The sequence below is a fragment of the Streptomyces sp. DG1A-41 genome (genome assembly GCF_037055355.1).
In the GTDB taxonomy this organism is placed as follows: domain Bacteria; phylum Actinomycetota; class Actinomycetes; order Streptomycetales; family Streptomycetaceae; genus Streptomyces.
In genome coordinates this window covers 3,822,116-3,836,193 of sequence record NZ_CP146350.1, presented here as the reverse complement: position 1 = coordinate 3,836,193, position 14,078 = coordinate 3,822,116, and the positions used below count along the sequence as shown (strand labels likewise).

Genomic DNA, 14,078 nt, shown 5'->3' with positions numbered 1-14,078 from the left:
AAGGTCCGGTGAGCTTCGGAAGGTCCGCTACTCGACGCCGCCGAAGACCTGCTCGGCCTCCACGAACACCTCGGGAACCTCGTTGTCGACCACGACCCGCGACAGCAGTACGGCCAGCCGTTCCCGCTCGGCGCCGCTGAGCCCGGACGGCAGGGCCTCCATCCGGCGGCAGGTCTCTGTGTAGAACGCCTCGGCGAGCGCGGCGCCTTCCTCCGTCAGCCCCACCCGCACGGCCCGCCCGTCGCGCGGGTCGGCCTCCCGCCGTACCAGTCCGCGCTGCACCGTCCGGTCCACCAGCCCGGTCAGACTCGACTTCGCCAGCCCGAGCATCTCCCCGAGCTCGCCCATCCCGTAAGGCTGCGGCATCAGTACGCAGAGCAGCTGCCCCTGCTGCGGTGTCAGCCCGTACGCCCGGCTGGCCTCCGCATACACACCGTCCACCAGGAACGCCGCCCGTACGAGCGCGGCGACCACCCCCACCTGCCCGGTTGCCCCTTTCCCCATCCGGTCAGGGTACCGACCGGCCAGTCCCGGTGCGCTCACTCCTCGTCCGGGGCGCTCTCGTCCGGGGCCCGGCCCTCGATGAGCCGTTCCGCGATGTCGTCGGCCCACTCCTGGGCCCAGCGGCGGAGTCCGGCGACGGCAGCGGCGTCGAGGCCGTGGGCGGTGAACGCTCTGTCGTCGAGCCAGTCCGTGCCGGTCAGCCGGGCCTGGAGATCGGTGAGGTCGAAGGGTTCGGGGGCGTGACGGCGGCCGAGTTCCTCCAGTTCGGGATGGCTCCAGCGGGCCGAGGCGGCGTGTACGTAGACCAGGTCGCGGGCGAGTCCGCGATCGGCCAGGTCCCGCACGCGGGTGCCGACGAGGTCGTCGAGGGAGAGGGCCTGCCCGAGCCCGGTCGCCACGGGCGGGCGCCACAGCACCTCCTTGCGGATGCCGGTCTCGTACTCCGCAGCGGTCGCCGCGTCGGTGACGAGGAACTGGGCGGACAGCGGATCGCTCTCCAGTGTCCGCACGAGCCAGCCGCGTCCCACGAGCCCCGTCCGGACGGTGTCGGCGATGCCGTCCATCCCGGCGGGGTGCTCCGTGGCGACGTCCACGTCCCGCCCGGCCCGCCGCACCAGCCCGTGCGCCAGCACCGCGTACCCGCCCGCGAGGACGAGGTCGTACGCCTCACCCACCGCGAGAAGATCACCGATGAGCCGCCGGACCGGCTCGGGGGCGGGGGGTGGTTCGGACATGTGCTGATTATCGCGTGGGCGGTGGGAAGGGCTTGGGTGATCGGCCCGTACGGGTGACAGGGCCCCACGGCGCCGCACGGAACGGTACGGATTCCCCTAGGGCTTGCGGCCCACGCCGCAGTACGCGTCCACACCGGCGGCGCCCTCACCGACCGGCCCCTCGGCAGGCTCCTGCCGCCACTCGGGCACCCGTACAACTCCTGGCTCCACCAGCTCCAGCCCGTCGAAGAGCCCGGCGATCTCGGCGACCTCACGGACGTAATACGGCACGGCCCCGCTCGCGTTGTAAGCCTCCGACGCGGCGATCATGCCCTCACTCGTCGCGGTGCTGTCACTGATCACCAGGTGGCTGCCGGCCGGCAGCCCGGCCATGAGCCGCCGCACCAGGTCACGGGCCTGCTCGTAGTCGGCGACGTGCCCCAGCGTGTTGAGGATCATCAGGCCGACAGGCCGGGACAGGTCGAGCGTGCCCGCGGCGGCGGCCAGGACCGCCTCCGGGTCGTACAGGTCGGCGTCCAGATAGGCGGTCGTGCCCTCGGGCGTGCTGGTGAGCAGGGCGCCCGCGTGGGCCAGCACGACGGGGTCGTTGTCGACGTACACGATCCGGGAGTCCGGTGCCACGCGCTGGGCGACCTCGTGCGTGTTGTCGGCGGTCGGCAGCCCGGTGCCGATGTCCAGGAACTGCCGCACACCCTGCTCGACGGCCAGATACCGCACGGCCCGCCCGAGGAACCGACGGCTCGTGGCGGCCACGTCGACCAGACCCGGGAAGATCGACTTGATCTGGTCGCCGATCTCGCGGTCGACCTCGTAGTTGTCCTTGCCGCCGACGAAGTAGTTCCAGAAGCGGGCCGAGTGCGGCTTGGACGTGTCGATACGGGCACGCAGGCTGTCGTCGGGCATGGCAGGGCCTCCTGGGGGTGGGGAAGGGGGACCGGTCCACCAACCTAGGTGAACCCCCTGGTCGCATACGGATGTTGTCCGCCCCGCCACCGGGCCACCGTAAAGTTTCGGCCACCGGAAGCGAGCCGCCGCCCGTAGCGAGTGCCGCCCGTCATACCCCGCCGGGGGCGAAACCGCCCGGGCGTCGGCCGCCGGTCCCGCCGTCGTTGCCGTGCCGCCGCGTCGCCAGCCACACGCCCCGCCCCAGGGCCCACAGCACCAGCCGGTGGCGACCGGCGTACCGAAGATGATCGGCAGCCCGGCACCGATGTCGGCCCCGACGATCCCCGCGGCCCCGACCCCGGCCAGCACCAGCGCGACCCCACCGACGCCGGCGTCCACCCCGTCCCCGATGTCCCACGGCTGATAGGCGTAGTCGAGCTCGCTGAAGGCGAACTGGTACGGACGCGCGGCACAGTGGGGCACCGCGTACCGGCGCCGTTGCCCAGGATCAGGCGGGCGTCACCCATTCAGGCATGCGGCGAATCGTAGGAGCGGGTACGGCAACAGGGCCGTCCGGTCCTGCCAGGGTGGCGCGACGGCGCTGGAGGCCATCGCGCCGCTCACTCAGCCCGGAGCCACCGCGCGCCCCGTCTGTGGGGAGATCGTCCCCGCGCACAGGCCCCGGGCCGTCAGCCCCTGGGCGATGCGGGGATCGCTGCGAGGGCGTTGGCGGACCAGTCGTGCATGAGGAGGATCCGGCCGTTGGTGAGGCGGCCGGCGGCCTGGACGATCGCGTCGGTGCTCGCGCCGTTCCAGTCCTGGGAGTCGACGTGCCAGATGATCCCGGTGAGGCCGTGCCGGGCCGCGACCGACTTCACCGTCGCGTTCGTCTCGCCGTACGGCGGGCGGAACAGTTTCGCTGTGCCGCCTCCCGCGTTGGCGATGGCCTGCTGGGTCCGGGAGATCTCGGAGTCGATCTGTGCCTGGTTCAGGCGGGTCAGGTGCGGGTGGGTGTAGCTGTGGTTGCCGATCCACATACCGGCCGCCGCCTGGGCCCGGACCAGGGACGGGTGGGCGGCGGCGTACCGGCCCTCGTTGAACATCGTGGCCCGTAGGCCGCTTTGGCGGAGCGAGTTGAGCAGTCCGGTCGTGTTGCCGGACGGGCCGTCGTCGAAGGTGAGTCCGACGTATCCGGTGCAGGCGGCGGCCTGGGACGGGGTGGCGGTGGTGGTCACGGCCGTCGCGAGGACGGTCAGCGTCCCGCACTTCCCCGACTTCGCCCCGGACGAGCGTTCCATCGGCATCGGCGTAGGGGCGATGGCGGGGTGGATCGCCGAGCGGACCCACCACTGGGCGCTCACGTGGGAAGCAGGGGAAGCGTCAGCACGGATCCGGTGTGCAGCGTGATGCGTGTCGGTGTGAAGTCGACGGCGTCCACCGCGGACTTGCCGGTACCCGGATTGCGGGCGTAGCGCGGATGGGCACCCCCGCTGATCTGCCACCGCATCCGGTGCCCGGCCGGGAAGCGGTAGGCGGTGGAGCTCATCCGCACGGTGACCTCCGAGGGCGCCTGCCCCACCGTCTCCAGCCGGGCCAGCCCGTCACAGACGTTGGTGGAGCGGCCCTGCGCGTCCACGTCGCACAGGCGGGTGAAGACGTCGGCGTACCCGGTGTCCGTGGAGACGCTCAGCCGGGCGGAGACCGGACCGAGGATGTCCACGGGTTCGGCCAGCGGTGGGCCCGTGAAGGTCAGGACGTCCTCTCGGCCTTCCAGGGCGCTGTTGTCGCGGGGGCCGGCCGTGCGGGAGAGCAGAGGGCCGCCGATGGACGGCGTGGGGTCGGCCGGATCGTAGAGCAGGGACGCCAGGGGCGCGGACCCCGCGCCGTCCGCGGGAGCCTTGCCGTCCGCGGGAGCCGCGTCGGCTCGCCGGCCGAACTGCCCGCCGGCGGCGGGAACCCATTCGGTGGTCACGGGGGAGAGGGACGGCCAGTCGTCGAGGTCCCGCCATGCGTCCTCGCCGCCCACGTGCACGCGCACGCGCGTGGGACGCAGACCGGAGGGCTCGGTGCACAGGTGCGCGCGCAGCCAGGCGAGGCTTTCGGCGAAGACCTCGGGCCAGCCCTGCTGCAAGGCGGAGGTATGGGTCCAGGGGCCGACGAGCAGGGCGGTGTCGCATCCGGCCTGACGCAGCCGGGCGTACTGCTCGAAGGTCTGGTCGACCAGGGCGTCGTGCCAGCCGGAGACCAGACTCGTCGGGACGCTCAGCCGCTCGGCCGCCCGTGCCAGGGACGCGCCGTGCCAGTACCGGTCGCCGGCGTCCGGGTGCGTCATCACGTCTTCCAGCCACGGCACGTCTCCGAGAGCCGACGCGTACGCCCCGCGCAGCGGCCGTGCGGTGACGATGTCGCGCAAACGGCGCTGCATGCGCAGCGTCGCCCTGGCGAACGGTGCGATCCCCCGATGCTGGTACGTCATCCCCAGGCCGACGAGCAGGGCGTTCTCCAGCCGGAGGGCACCGTCCGCGTAGAACAGGGCGTAGGGGTCGTGCAGACCCACCTGCACCACCATGGCCTTCAGCTCCGGTGGGGGGTCCAGGGCGAGTGCCCACTGCACGTATCCCAGGTAGCTGGGGCCGACCGTCCCCAGCGTCCCGTTGAACCAGGGCTGTTCGCGCAGCCAGGACACCGTGGCCCGGCCGTCGGCGGCCTCGTTGCGCCACAGATGGAACTCACCGCCTGAGCCGCCGGTGCCGCGGCAGCTCTGGAGGACCACGTGGAAACCCTGCTCGGCGAAGAGCATGCCGTACATGGGGGACCAGGGCAGGCCCCTGCCGTACGGCGACCGCACCAGGAGGGTCGGGAAGTCGCCGGTCGTCCGGGGGAAGTAGTGGTCCGTGACCAACGGACTGCCGTCGGCGCCCGGCACCGCCAGCCCCGGCTCCCACCCGATGTCGTGCCGCTTGTCCGGGAGACCGCGCCAGGTCGCCCTCATCATCCGTGAGGACAGCGGCGGCTTCCGGCCGGGCGGTGTCCAGGCCGGCCTCGCCGCAGGGTCGTGGCTGCGTAACGTCATGGTCCCTCTCCTCAATTTACGTACGTCGTACGAGAATAGAGGATGCTTGGATGGCAGGCACCACCACGGCGACCCACATCAACAGGAGTACGAAGACGGTGACGCGTGACGGCGGGTCCGGAACCGGGGGCGTCGACCCTCACCAGCTGTGGCTGACGGCCCATCAGCCCCGCAGGGGCCGCAGGCCGGGCTTCAGTCGCGAGGCGATCACGGCGGCCGCCGTGGCCCTGGCCGATGCGGAAGGGCTCGAAGCGGTCACCATGCGGCGGGTCGCCGCACAGGTCGGAGCCGGAGTCATGTCGCTCTACAGCTACGCCTCCGACAAGGAAACGCTGCTGGAACTGATGGTCGACCAGGTCAGCGGCGAACTGCCCGCGTCGGGCCCTCTCACCGGCGACTGGCGCGCCGACCTGAAGACCATCGCCCACCTCCAGCGCGACCTCATGCTCCGCCACCCCTGGCTGCCCGCCGCCCTCTCCACCCGCCGCAGCCTCGGCCCCCACACCCTGGCGTTCCTGGAACACGCCCTCGCCGCCCTGCGCCCCACCGGCCTGGACGGCGCGGCGAAGCTGGAGATCTTCGCCCAGCTCACCGCGTTCGTCGCCGGACACGTCACCTACGAGATCACGCAGACGGCAGCCGCCAAGTCCCCCGACCGGGCCGCGGCTGAAGCCCGCTACCTCGCCACCGTCGCCGCGGACGGCCACCACCCGGAACTCGCCGAGGCCCTCTCGTCTCCCGCACGCACCCTGACCCCCGAAGCCACCTTCACCCGCTTCCTCAACCGCCTGATCGAGGGCCTGGGCACCGACTGATCCGGCTCCTCTTCCGCTGCGCACCTTGGAGACGTGGAGACGGTGTCAGCCACGGGGCAGGAGGAGGCGGGAGAGGGCGGTGGTGGCGAGGAGGAGGGCGGCGACGGCGAGGAGGCCGATGCGCATGCCCGGCAGGGAGAAGGCACCGCCGGGGCCGGCGAGCAGGCTGCCGAAGAGGGCGACGGCCAGCGCACCGCCGGTCTGGCGAAGGGAGTTGAGCAGCCCGGACGCGGTCCCCGCGCGCTCCTGCGGGACCGCGTCCATCAGCAGCGCGGTCAGCGCGGGCACCGCGAGCGCCCCGCCGACGCTCAGCGGCAGCAGCAGGACGAGCACCAGCCATACCGGGGTGTGCACGGCCAGCGGCAGCAGGGCCAGCATCGCGCCGGTGAAGATCAGCTGCCCGGCGACGATCACCGGCCGCCGCCCGATCCGCTCCGCCAGCCGCGGCGACACCAGGTTGGTCGCCGTCACCACAACCGACATCGGGACGAACATCAGCCCGGCCGCGATCGCCGACATCCCGCGCAGCTGCTGGTAGTACAGCCCGAGCAGGAAGATTCCGCCGTAGAAGGCGGCGTTGACAGCGAAACCGACCGCGAGCGGGACGGCCACCCGGCGGTCCGTCAGCATGCCCAGTGGGACCATGGGCCGGGGGTGCCGGGCCTCCACCACGCGGAAGGCGCACCCGGAGACGAGGGCGAGCGCGGCGGCGGCCAGCACGGGTCCGCTGGTCCAGCCCAGGCGGCCGCCCTCGATCACCGCGAAGGCCAGCCCGGCCAGGGCCAGTACGGCGGTGAGCTGGCCGCCGCCGTCCAGTGCGGCGGGCCGGCGCGGGGAGCGCTCCACCCGGACCAGCAGGCCCAGGATCACCGCGCCCACCGGGAGGTTGAGCAGGAAGACCGCCCGCCAGCCGGCCGAGTCGGTGAGCAGCCCGCCCAGCACCGGACCCGCGGCCATCGCCACCGAGCCGCCGACCGTCCACAGCGCGATGGCGCGGGCACGCGCCCGGGCGTCCTCGTAGGCCTGCCGGATCAGCGCCAGCGAGGCCGGCATCACGATCGCGGCGGCGGCGCCCTGCGCCACGCGTGCGCCGACCAGCACTCCGATGCCGGGCGCGAGCGCGCAGCCGAGCGAGGCGACGGTGAACAAGGCCACGCCCCAGGCGTAGGCGCGGCGGGCGCCGGTGCGGTCGGCGAGGGCGCCCGCGGAGAGCATCAGGGCGGCGAACATCAGGGTGTACGCGTCAACCACCCACTGGAGCCCGGTCATCCCGCCGCTGAGGGAGTCCCGGATCGCGGGCAGCGCGATGTTCACGGCCGAGACGTCGATGGTGATCACGGTGAAACCGAGCAGCGAGGCGACCAGCGCGACGCCGCTCCGCCGCGGCACGGCCGGAGCCTCCGCGGGCGGCGCGGCCAGGCCCCGGTCCGGCTGCCGTCGCCGCAGCTCGGGCGCCGACGGCTCGGAGTCGTGCCCGGGGGTGGAGGTGGTGGACGGGGATGGGGACGGGGGCGGGGCAGGGGTGGCCGGCACGGTGAACTCCTGGACGACGGCGACTGCAAGGGACGACTCTGACGGTTCCTGACCGCTCTGACGGCTCATCAGAGATGACCGGGCGGGCGGTCCCAGCCCGCCGGGGCCGCGGACCGGTGTCTCGCACCCCCTGGGCCCCGGCGGACGGGCCGCCCGCTCCGGCGGGGTCAACTCTTCGCCCGCGCACGGCCGCCCGGAAGACCGCGCTGTGCCCGGGGTGCCGCGTTCCTGGCCCTGACGCGGCCCCCCACGCTCCTCGACCGCCTGCGACAATGACCGGATGGCAGCAGCAGCGGATACGAGGGGCACGGAGCTCGGCCGATACCTGAAGGCCCGCAGGGCGCAGGTACGCCCGGAGGACGTCGGTCTCCCGGCCGGCACGGGCCTGCGCCGCACCCCCGGACTGCGCCGTGAGGAGCTGGCCGCGCTGGCCGGAGTGAGCGTCGACTACTACATCCGCCTGGAGCGCGGCCGCGAGACCAACCCCTCACCCGCCGTCGTGGACGCCCTCGGCCGCGCCCTGCGGCTGCGTGGCGACGGTTACGAACGCCTGCACGAGCTCGCGGAACTGGCCTCCGGCCGGCCCTCCGCGCTGCCGGCCTGCTCGGACCACACCGTCCGCGACTCGGTCCTGCGCATGTTGGAGTCGGTGCGCCCACTGCCCGCCTATGTGGTGAGCCGCTACAACCGCGTACTGGCCGCGAACCCGCCCGGCCGACGGCTGATGCCCGGGCTCTGGGACTGGCCGGAGGACAAGCGCAACCTCACCCGCTACCTCTTCCTCCACCCGGTCGGCCGGACGCTGTACGAGCCGTGGGAGCAGACCGTCGCCCTCTCGGTGGCACATCTGAGGGCGGTCTCCGGGGCCGATCCGGACGATCCGGAGCTGACCGCGCTGGTCGGCGAACTCATGCTGAAGTCACCGGAGTTCGCACCGCTCTGGGAGCGGTACGACGTCTGCGAACGCAGCGGCGGACAGAAGTGCTTCCGGCATCCGAAGGCCGGCCCGATGACCCTGACCTACGAGGTCATGCGACTGGCCCGGACGGGCGGCCAGCGCATGGTGGTCTACCAGGCCGCCCCCGGCACCCCGGACGAAACGGCCATGCTCCGCCTGGAGTCCGCGGACACCCGACCGAGGTCGGCCCCCTCGAACCCTCCAGAGCCGACCACCGAGCCGTGCCCCGCCGACACGCCCTCCCCGGCCCACGCCTCCGCCTGCTGAGCCGGGACCGCCACCTCCGCCTCTTCAGGGAAGCCTCAACCCCGGTGAAGCGCGGTCACCGGTGACCCCGGCGATGCGCCACACGGTCCTGTTGGGTGCGGCCCTGCTTCACCTCGCCAAAGCACCTAGCGCACAACCACTTTGCGGGTTCCGGTCGCCGAGGAGGTCGGCACGTCGTAGGGCCCAGGAGGCTGGGGCATTGCCCCATCGTGCCGAGAGGCGCGGCACGTGGTCCACCCACGCCATGTCGGCCGTCGCGATGAGCGACTGACCGGCCACGGTTGCGGGGGTCACACCGGTGAACGCCACGACGTCCCGGTGCAGATGCGACTGGTCGGCGTAGCCGCAGTCGGCCGCGACCCTGGCCGCCTCCTGGCCCCCGGCCAGGCGGGTGGCGGCCCAGTCGAAGCGGACGAGCTTCGCGGCGCGCTTGGGCGGCAGGCCGAGCTGCGCGTGGAAGCGGGACCACAGGCGCTTGCGGCTCCAGCCCAGCTCGTCGGCCAGCTCCTCGACCCGCACCCGGCCGTGCTCGGCGACGATGCGGTCCCAGGCCCAGGCCAGCTCCGGCTCGATGGCGGGCCCGGCGGCGGTCAGCCGGGCGAGGAAAGCTTCGACGAGTGCGAAACGTTCCTCCCACGAGGCGGTCCCGGCCAGCTGCTCGCACAGCCGGGCTGCCCGCCGCTCTCCCCACAGGTCGCCCAGGGCCACCACGGAGCTCTCCAGCTCAGCAGGGCCCACGCTCAGCACGGCGCGCGCGATGGCGGGGGACAGGCGCACCTGCACCCACTCGACGTTCGCGGCCCGCACCCGCGCCGTACCGCCGACGCCGAACCCGAGCCCGGTGACAATGCTGCCGCGGTGCTGCCGCCCCGTCGACTCGTCGATGCCGAGCGCCGCCTCGCCGCAGGCCAGCGCCAGCGTCAGCACGGGGTGCGGGTCGAGCCGGTGGTCGACCGGAGCCGGGCCGCGGTCGCGCAGCCCCGCCAGGACGACGCCGGGTACGCGGCCGGGCCGGGCCGGACGCGTGACCTGCCACACGGGGGCAGCGACGCGCTGGCGCACGGCAGTTGACATGCGTCCATGCTACGGGCCCGCCTGGACGGAACATTTCTTCAATCCAGCGGGCCGCAGACGCGGCGAAGGTGAGCGCATGACTTCCACCGGAACCACCGCGCCGCCACCACCGGGCGTGGCCCGTCTGTTGCGCCCGTACGCGGGCGGCTTCGCCGTCGTCGTCGTCCTGCAGGTCATCGGCGCTGTCGCCGGCCTGGCGCCGCTCCTCGCGGTCGTCGAGCTCGGCCGTACGCTGCTAACGCCGGGGCCGGCCGACGACGGGCAGGTGCGCAACGTTGTGATCGCGGGCGCGGCAGGGCTGCTCGTACGGCTACTGTTCACGGCCGCCTCGTCCGGCGTCGGACACCTCCTCGACACCCGGGTGCAACTGTCGCTGCGCCGGCAACTCGCCGCGCGGCTCGGGCGGGTGCCGATCGGCTGGCTGGCGCGGCGGCGCAACGGGGAGCTGGCGAAGCTGGTGGGTGAGGACGTCAGCGCCGTGCACCCGCTCATCGCGCACACGCCGGGCGAGCTGGTCTCCGCCTTCGTGGTGCCGCTGGTCTCGCTCGGCTACCTCCTCACCGTGGACTGGCGGCTGACCCTGATCACGCTGATCCCCGTGCTGCTGGCGGTCGCGCTGGTGCCGCTGATGATGACCCCTACGCGGCTGCGCGAGCAGAAGGAGTTCGACGCCGCGATGGGGCGGATCTCCGCGTCGGTGGTCGAGTTCGTGCAGGGTATCGCGGTGGTGAAGGCGTTCGGCGGGTCGGAGCGGGCGCACGGCAAGTTCCGTATCGCGGTGGGCGATTTCACCCGGAGCTTCTACCGGATGGTGCGCGGTCTTTCCGGGGTCGCCGCCGGGATGCAGGTGGCGCTGTCGCCGCCGTTCGTGCTGCTGGCGGTGCTGGTCGGCGGCGCGTACCGGATCACCGGGGGCGGGCTCGCCCCGGCGGACCTGCTGCCTTTCGTGCTTCTCGGCCTCGGGCTGACCGCGCCCGTGGCCGCGCTCGGGCACGGCTTCGACGACCTGCAGGCCGCGCGGCGCGCCGTCGGCCGCATCCGGAACGTACTCGCCGAGCCGTCGCTGCCCGAGCCCGTACGGCCGGTGGCGCCCGAGGGACACCGAGTGGAACTGCGGGACGTCCGCTTCGGGTATGAGGGTGCCGCGGCCGGGCGCGAGGTGCTGCGCGGTATCGACCTGGTGTTGGAGCCGGGGACGATCACGGCCGTGGTCGGGCCGTCCGGCAGCGGCAAGTCCACGCTGGTGCAGCTGCTGCCGCGGTTCTACGACCCGACGCACGGCTCCGTGCTCCTCGGCGGCGTCGACCTGCGTGAGGTGGGCAGCCAGGAGCTGTACCGGCGGGTGTCCTTCGTCTTCCAGGACGTCCGGCTGCTGCGCGCCTCGGTCGCGGAGAACATCGCCCTCGCCGTCCCGCACGCCGACCGCGACGCCGTTGTCCGCGCCGCCCGCCGGGCGAGCATCCACGACCGCCTTCTCGAACTGCCCCGCGGCTACGACTCGGTGATCGGCGAGGACGCCCGCCTCTCCGGCGGCGAGGCGCAGCGCGTCTCGATCGCCCGCGCCCTGCTCGCAGACGCCCCCGTCCTGGTCCTCGATGAGGCCACCGCCTTCGCCGACCCGCAGACCGAGCAGGCGGTGCGTGAGGCGCTGGCGCAGACCCGGGAGAAGCGGACGACGCTGGTCATCGCCCACCGCTTGGAGACGATCGCCGACGCCGACACCGTCGTGATGCTGCGCGACGGCGAGATCGTGGAGCGGGGCACGGCCGCGGAACTCCTCGCGCTAAACGGCGCATTCGCCGAATTCTGGAAGATCCACGCCGGTGCCATGAAAGGGGAAGAGGACCGATGATCAGCACACTGCTGCGTGTGCTCGGCCACGAGTATGCCGGGCCGGTGCGCCGCACCGTTGCCCTGATGACGGCGACCGCCCTCGCCGAGGGACTGTCGTACGCCCTGCTGGTGCCTGTGCTGCGCGCGCTCTTCGGCAGCACACCCGAGGACGCCCGGCCCTGGCTGGCCGCCTTCGGCGCGGCGGTGGCGGTCTATGCGGTGCTGCGGTACATCAGCGACCGCTCCGGTTTCCGCGTGGGCACGACGATGCTGCACGGCATGTACGAGCGCCTCGGCGAACACCTCGCCCGGTTGCCCATCGGCTGGTATCAACCCGGCCGCACCGGCGAGGTGTCCGTCCTCGCCAGCCAGGGCGTGTTGCGGGCGATGGGCGTGATCGCGCACCTGCTGGCGCCGTACATCTCCGCCTGTGTGACGCCGCTGACGATCGTCGCCGTGATGCTCGCCTTCAACTGGCAGCTGGGGCTTGCCGGCCTGGCTGCTGTGCCGTTGGTAGCCGCGGTCCAGCTGCGCACGGCCCGCGCGACGACGGCGACCGACACGGAGCGCGTGGAACGCGAGCGCGCGGCCACCGGCCGCGTCATCGAGTACCTCCAGGCCCAGCCCGTGCTGCGCGCCGGCGGCCGCACCGGCGAGCGATTCGGTTTGCTGGACGACTCCCTGAAGGAACTGCGCCGCGCCTCGCGTCGCTCCACCATTTCGGCGCTGCCAGGTGTGCTGGGTCTTGCGGTCACCGTGCAGACGGTGTTCACCGCGCTGCTCGCACTCGGTGCGTACCTCGCCCTCGGCGGGGACATCGGCGCGGCCGAGGTGCTTGCAGTTCTGGTGCTCGCCGCCCGCTGCGCCGACCCGCTGCTGTCCCTCGCCGAGATGAGTGGTGGCATCCGCGCCGCCCGCGCCGAGCTCACCCGCCTCGACGATGTCCTCAACACCAAGCCGCTGCCGGAGCCTCGCGCGCCGCGCGAACCGGCCGGTCACGACGTCGCGTTCGACGCGGTCACCTTCCGGCACGGCGACCGCGCGGTCGCCGACGGGGTGACGCTGTCCGTACCCGAGGGCCGGCGGCTCGCCGTCGTCGGGCCGTCGGGCGCGGGCAAGACGACGCTGCTGCAGCTGCTCGCCCGCTTCTACGACGTCGACGCGGGCGCGGTGCGGATCGGCGGCGTGGACGTACGGGAGATGGACACCGCGGCGCTGATGGCGCGGATGGCCATCGTCTTCCAGGACGTCTACCTCTTCGACGGCACGATCGAGGAGAACGTGCGCCTCGGCCGCCCGGACGCCACCGACGCCGAGGTACGGGCCGCGGCCGCCGCGGCCCGTCTCGACGAGGTGATCGAGCGGATGCCCGGCGGCTGGTCGACGGACGTGGGCGAGGGCGGGGCGCTGCTGTCGGGCGGCGAGCGGCAGCGCGTCTCCATCGCCCGCGCGCTGCTGAAGGACGCGCCGATCGTGCTGCTCGACGAGGTCACTTCGGCCCTGGACCCGGTGAACGAGGCGGCTGTGCACGCCGGCATCGAGGAGCTGATGGCGGGCCGGACCGTGGTGCTGGTGGCGCACCGCATGGGGACCGTGCGCCGGGCCGACCGCGTCGCCTTCCTGGACGCCGGGCGGGTGGTCGAACAGGGCAGCCACGAGGAGTTGCTGCGGCGCGCCGGCCGGTACGCCGCGTACTGGGACCTGTCCCGGGCCGGGGCGGCGCGGGACTGAGACGGCCGTGCAGGTTGTCGCCCCGGCCGCGCAGGGCCTCGGTGGAGAAGACGACGGAACGGACGACGAGGAAGTCCTCGGGAACCTTCAGCGGAGATCGGGCCAGGAAGATCAGCCGGCAGCGGAGTTTGTCCTGGTCGGCGCAGCGGCGGTGGCCGTTCTCGGTGTCCTCGACGACACCCAGGATCTGGCCGGAGAAATGGTCGCACAGGGCGTCGAGCGCAGGGGCGAAGTAGCCGCCGACGTCGAGGAGGACGACATGGCGGCCAGCGGCGCGTTCTTCGAGGTGGCGCAGGGCTCGGTCGGGGTGGGCGAACAGGTCGCGGTGAGCCGTCGCAGGCGTAGCCGTAGGCTTCGACCTGGCATTGCGCCTGGCCGTGGACGGACTTGGGCTCGGGGCGCACCGCCCGCGGCTCGGTGACGGCACCCACACCGCGTACGCACGCGGGCCGCTCGGGTAGCAGGTGGGTGCTGGATACGGCAGGCCGCTGCCCGAGCCCAGGCGGGGGGAGCGGTGGCAGGAGTCTGCTTACGTCTTCACGACCCGCACCGGTCGCCCGGTCGAGCCGCGCGACGTACCGCTCGCGTTGGGTCATGCTGATCCGTCGGATTCCTGGGGGATCAAACTTCGTCCGCTCACGCAAACGGCCCCGGACAAGGAGTTCCAGGCC

11 protein-coding genes and 1 pseudogene are annotated in these 14,078 nt (G+C 73.0%); 5 read left to right on the top strand and 7 right to left on the bottom strand.

All coding sequences use genetic code 11. The features are described from left to right. Positions 1-27: 27 nt before the first annotated feature. The 5 genes and pseudogenes from V8690_RS17675 to V8690_RS17655 form a co-directional block, all read right to left on the bottom strand. Positions 28-504: a MarR family transcriptional regulator gene (locus V8690_RS17675; RefSeq protein ID WP_338779993.1), complete on the bottom strand. Its 477-nt coding sequence runs from the start codon at positions 502-504 to the stop codon at positions 28-30. A 35-nt stretch (positions 505-539) separates the two neighbouring features. Continuing rightward, the gene (locus tag V8690_RS17670; protein WP_338779992.1) at positions 540-1,238 is read right to left on the bottom strand and encodes a hypothetical protein; all 699 of its coding nucleotides are present in this window, start codon (positions 1,236-1,238) and stop codon (positions 540-542) included. 96 nt (positions 1,239-1,334) lie between these two features. Then, entirely contained in the window at positions 1,335-2,141 is an 807-nt protein-coding gene (locus tag V8690_RS17665; RefSeq protein WP_338779990.1) for an SAM-dependent methyltransferase, read from the bottom strand. Between the two features lie 606 nt (positions 2,142-2,747). Further along, positions 2,748-3,421, bottom strand: a pseudogene (locus V8690_RS17660) (polysaccharide deacetylase family protein). Positions 3,422-3,480: 59 nt separating this feature from the next. After that, the gene (locus tag V8690_RS17655; protein WP_338785388.1) at positions 3,481-5,115 is read right to left on the bottom strand and encodes a CocE/NonD family hydrolase; all 1,635 of its coding nucleotides are present in this window, start codon (positions 5,113-5,115) and stop codon (positions 3,481-3,483) included. Between the two features lie 131 nt (positions 5,116-5,246). Here V8690_RS17655 and V8690_RS17650 point away from each other — a divergent pair, with 131 nt between their 5' ends. After that, a complete protein-coding gene (locus tag V8690_RS17650; RefSeq protein ID WP_338779988.1) occupies positions 5,247-6,011 on the top strand; it encodes a TetR/AcrR family transcriptional regulator C-terminal domain-containing protein in 765 nt (254 codons plus the stop codon). A gap of 45 nt (positions 6,012-6,056) precedes the next feature. Here V8690_RS17650 and V8690_RS17645 read toward each other — a convergent pair whose 3' ends face one another. Beyond that, on the bottom strand, positions 6,057-7,544 hold the full coding sequence (locus V8690_RS17645; protein ID WP_338779986.1) for an MFS transporter: 1,488 nt from the start codon (positions 7,542-7,544) through the stop codon (positions 6,057-6,059). 280 nt (positions 7,545-7,824) lie between these two features. Between V8690_RS17645 and V8690_RS17640 the strand changes: the two genes are divergently transcribed. Further along, entirely contained in the window at positions 7,825-8,769 is a 945-nt protein-coding gene (locus tag V8690_RS17640; RefSeq protein ID WP_338779985.1) for a helix-turn-helix domain-containing protein, read from the top strand. A gap of 108 nt (positions 8,770-8,877) precedes the next feature. On the opposite strand, the gene V8690_RS17635 is transcribed toward V8690_RS17640, so the two are convergent. Further along, a complete protein-coding gene (locus V8690_RS17635) occupies positions 8,878-9,843 on the bottom strand; it encodes an AraC family transcriptional regulator (protein ID WP_338779984.1) in 966 nt (321 codons plus the stop codon). A gap of 76 nt (positions 9,844-9,919) precedes the next feature. Here V8690_RS17635 and V8690_RS17630 point away from each other — a divergent pair, with 76 nt between their 5' ends. Genes V8690_RS17630 through V8690_RS17620 form a run of 3 tightly spaced genes read left to right on the top strand, consistent with a single transcriptional unit; the run spans position 9,920 to position 13,828 of the window. Then, on the top strand, positions 9,920-11,695 hold the full coding sequence (locus V8690_RS17630) for an ABC transporter ATP-binding protein (RefSeq protein WP_338779982.1): 1,776 nt from the start codon (positions 9,920-9,922) through the stop codon (positions 11,693-11,695). After that, positions 11,692-13,407 (top strand): ABC transporter ATP-binding protein, encoded by a 1,716-nt coding sequence (locus V8690_RS17625; RefSeq protein WP_338779981.1) that lies wholly within the window; start codon positions 11,692-11,694, stop codon positions 13,405-13,407. Before V8690_RS17630 ends, V8690_RS17625 begins: the two co-directional genes overlap by 4 nt. Before the next feature lie 7 nt (positions 13,408-13,414). After that, positions 13,415-13,828, top strand: coding sequence for a hypothetical protein (locus V8690_RS17620; RefSeq protein WP_338779980.1), 414 nt, complete (start codon positions 13,415-13,417; stop codon positions 13,826-13,828). Positions 13,829-14,078: the final 250 nt, after the last annotated feature.

Bases quoted from the DNA above. Each gene is read 5' to 3' on its own strand.
- V8690_RS17640 (WP_338779985.1), top strand. From the start codon at position 7,825: ATGGCAGCAGCAGCGGATACGAGGGGCACGGAGCTCGGCCGATACCTG.
- V8690_RS17655 (WP_338785388.1), bottom strand. From the start codon at position 5,115: ATGAGGGCGACCTGGCGCGGTCTCCCGGACAAGCGGCACGACATCGGG.
- V8690_RS17675 (WP_338779993.1), bottom strand. From the start codon at position 504: ATGGGGAAAGGGGCAACCGGGCAGGTGGGGGTGGTCGCCGCGCTCGTA.
- V8690_RS17630 (WP_338779982.1), top strand. From the start codon at position 9,920: ATGACTTCCACCGGAACCACCGCGCCGCCACCACCGGGCGTGGCCCGT.
- V8690_RS17670 (WP_338779992.1), bottom strand. From the start codon at position 1,238: ATGTCCGAACCACCCCCCGCCCCCGAGCCGGTCCGGCGGCTCATCGGT.
- V8690_RS17665 (WP_338779990.1), bottom strand. From the start codon at position 2,141: ATGCCCGACGACAGCCTGCGTGCCCGTATCGACACGTCCAAGCCGCAC.
- V8690_RS17635 (WP_338779984.1), bottom strand. From the start codon at position 9,843: ATGTCAACTGCCGTGCGCCAGCGCGTCGCTGCCCCCGTGTGGCAGGTC.
- V8690_RS17650 (WP_338779988.1), top strand. From the start codon at position 5,247: ATGGCAGGCACCACCACGGCGACCCACATCAACAGGAGTACGAAGACG.
- V8690_RS17625 (WP_338779981.1), top strand. From the start codon at position 11,692: ATGATCAGCACACTGCTGCGTGTGCTCGGCCACGAGTATGCCGGGCCG.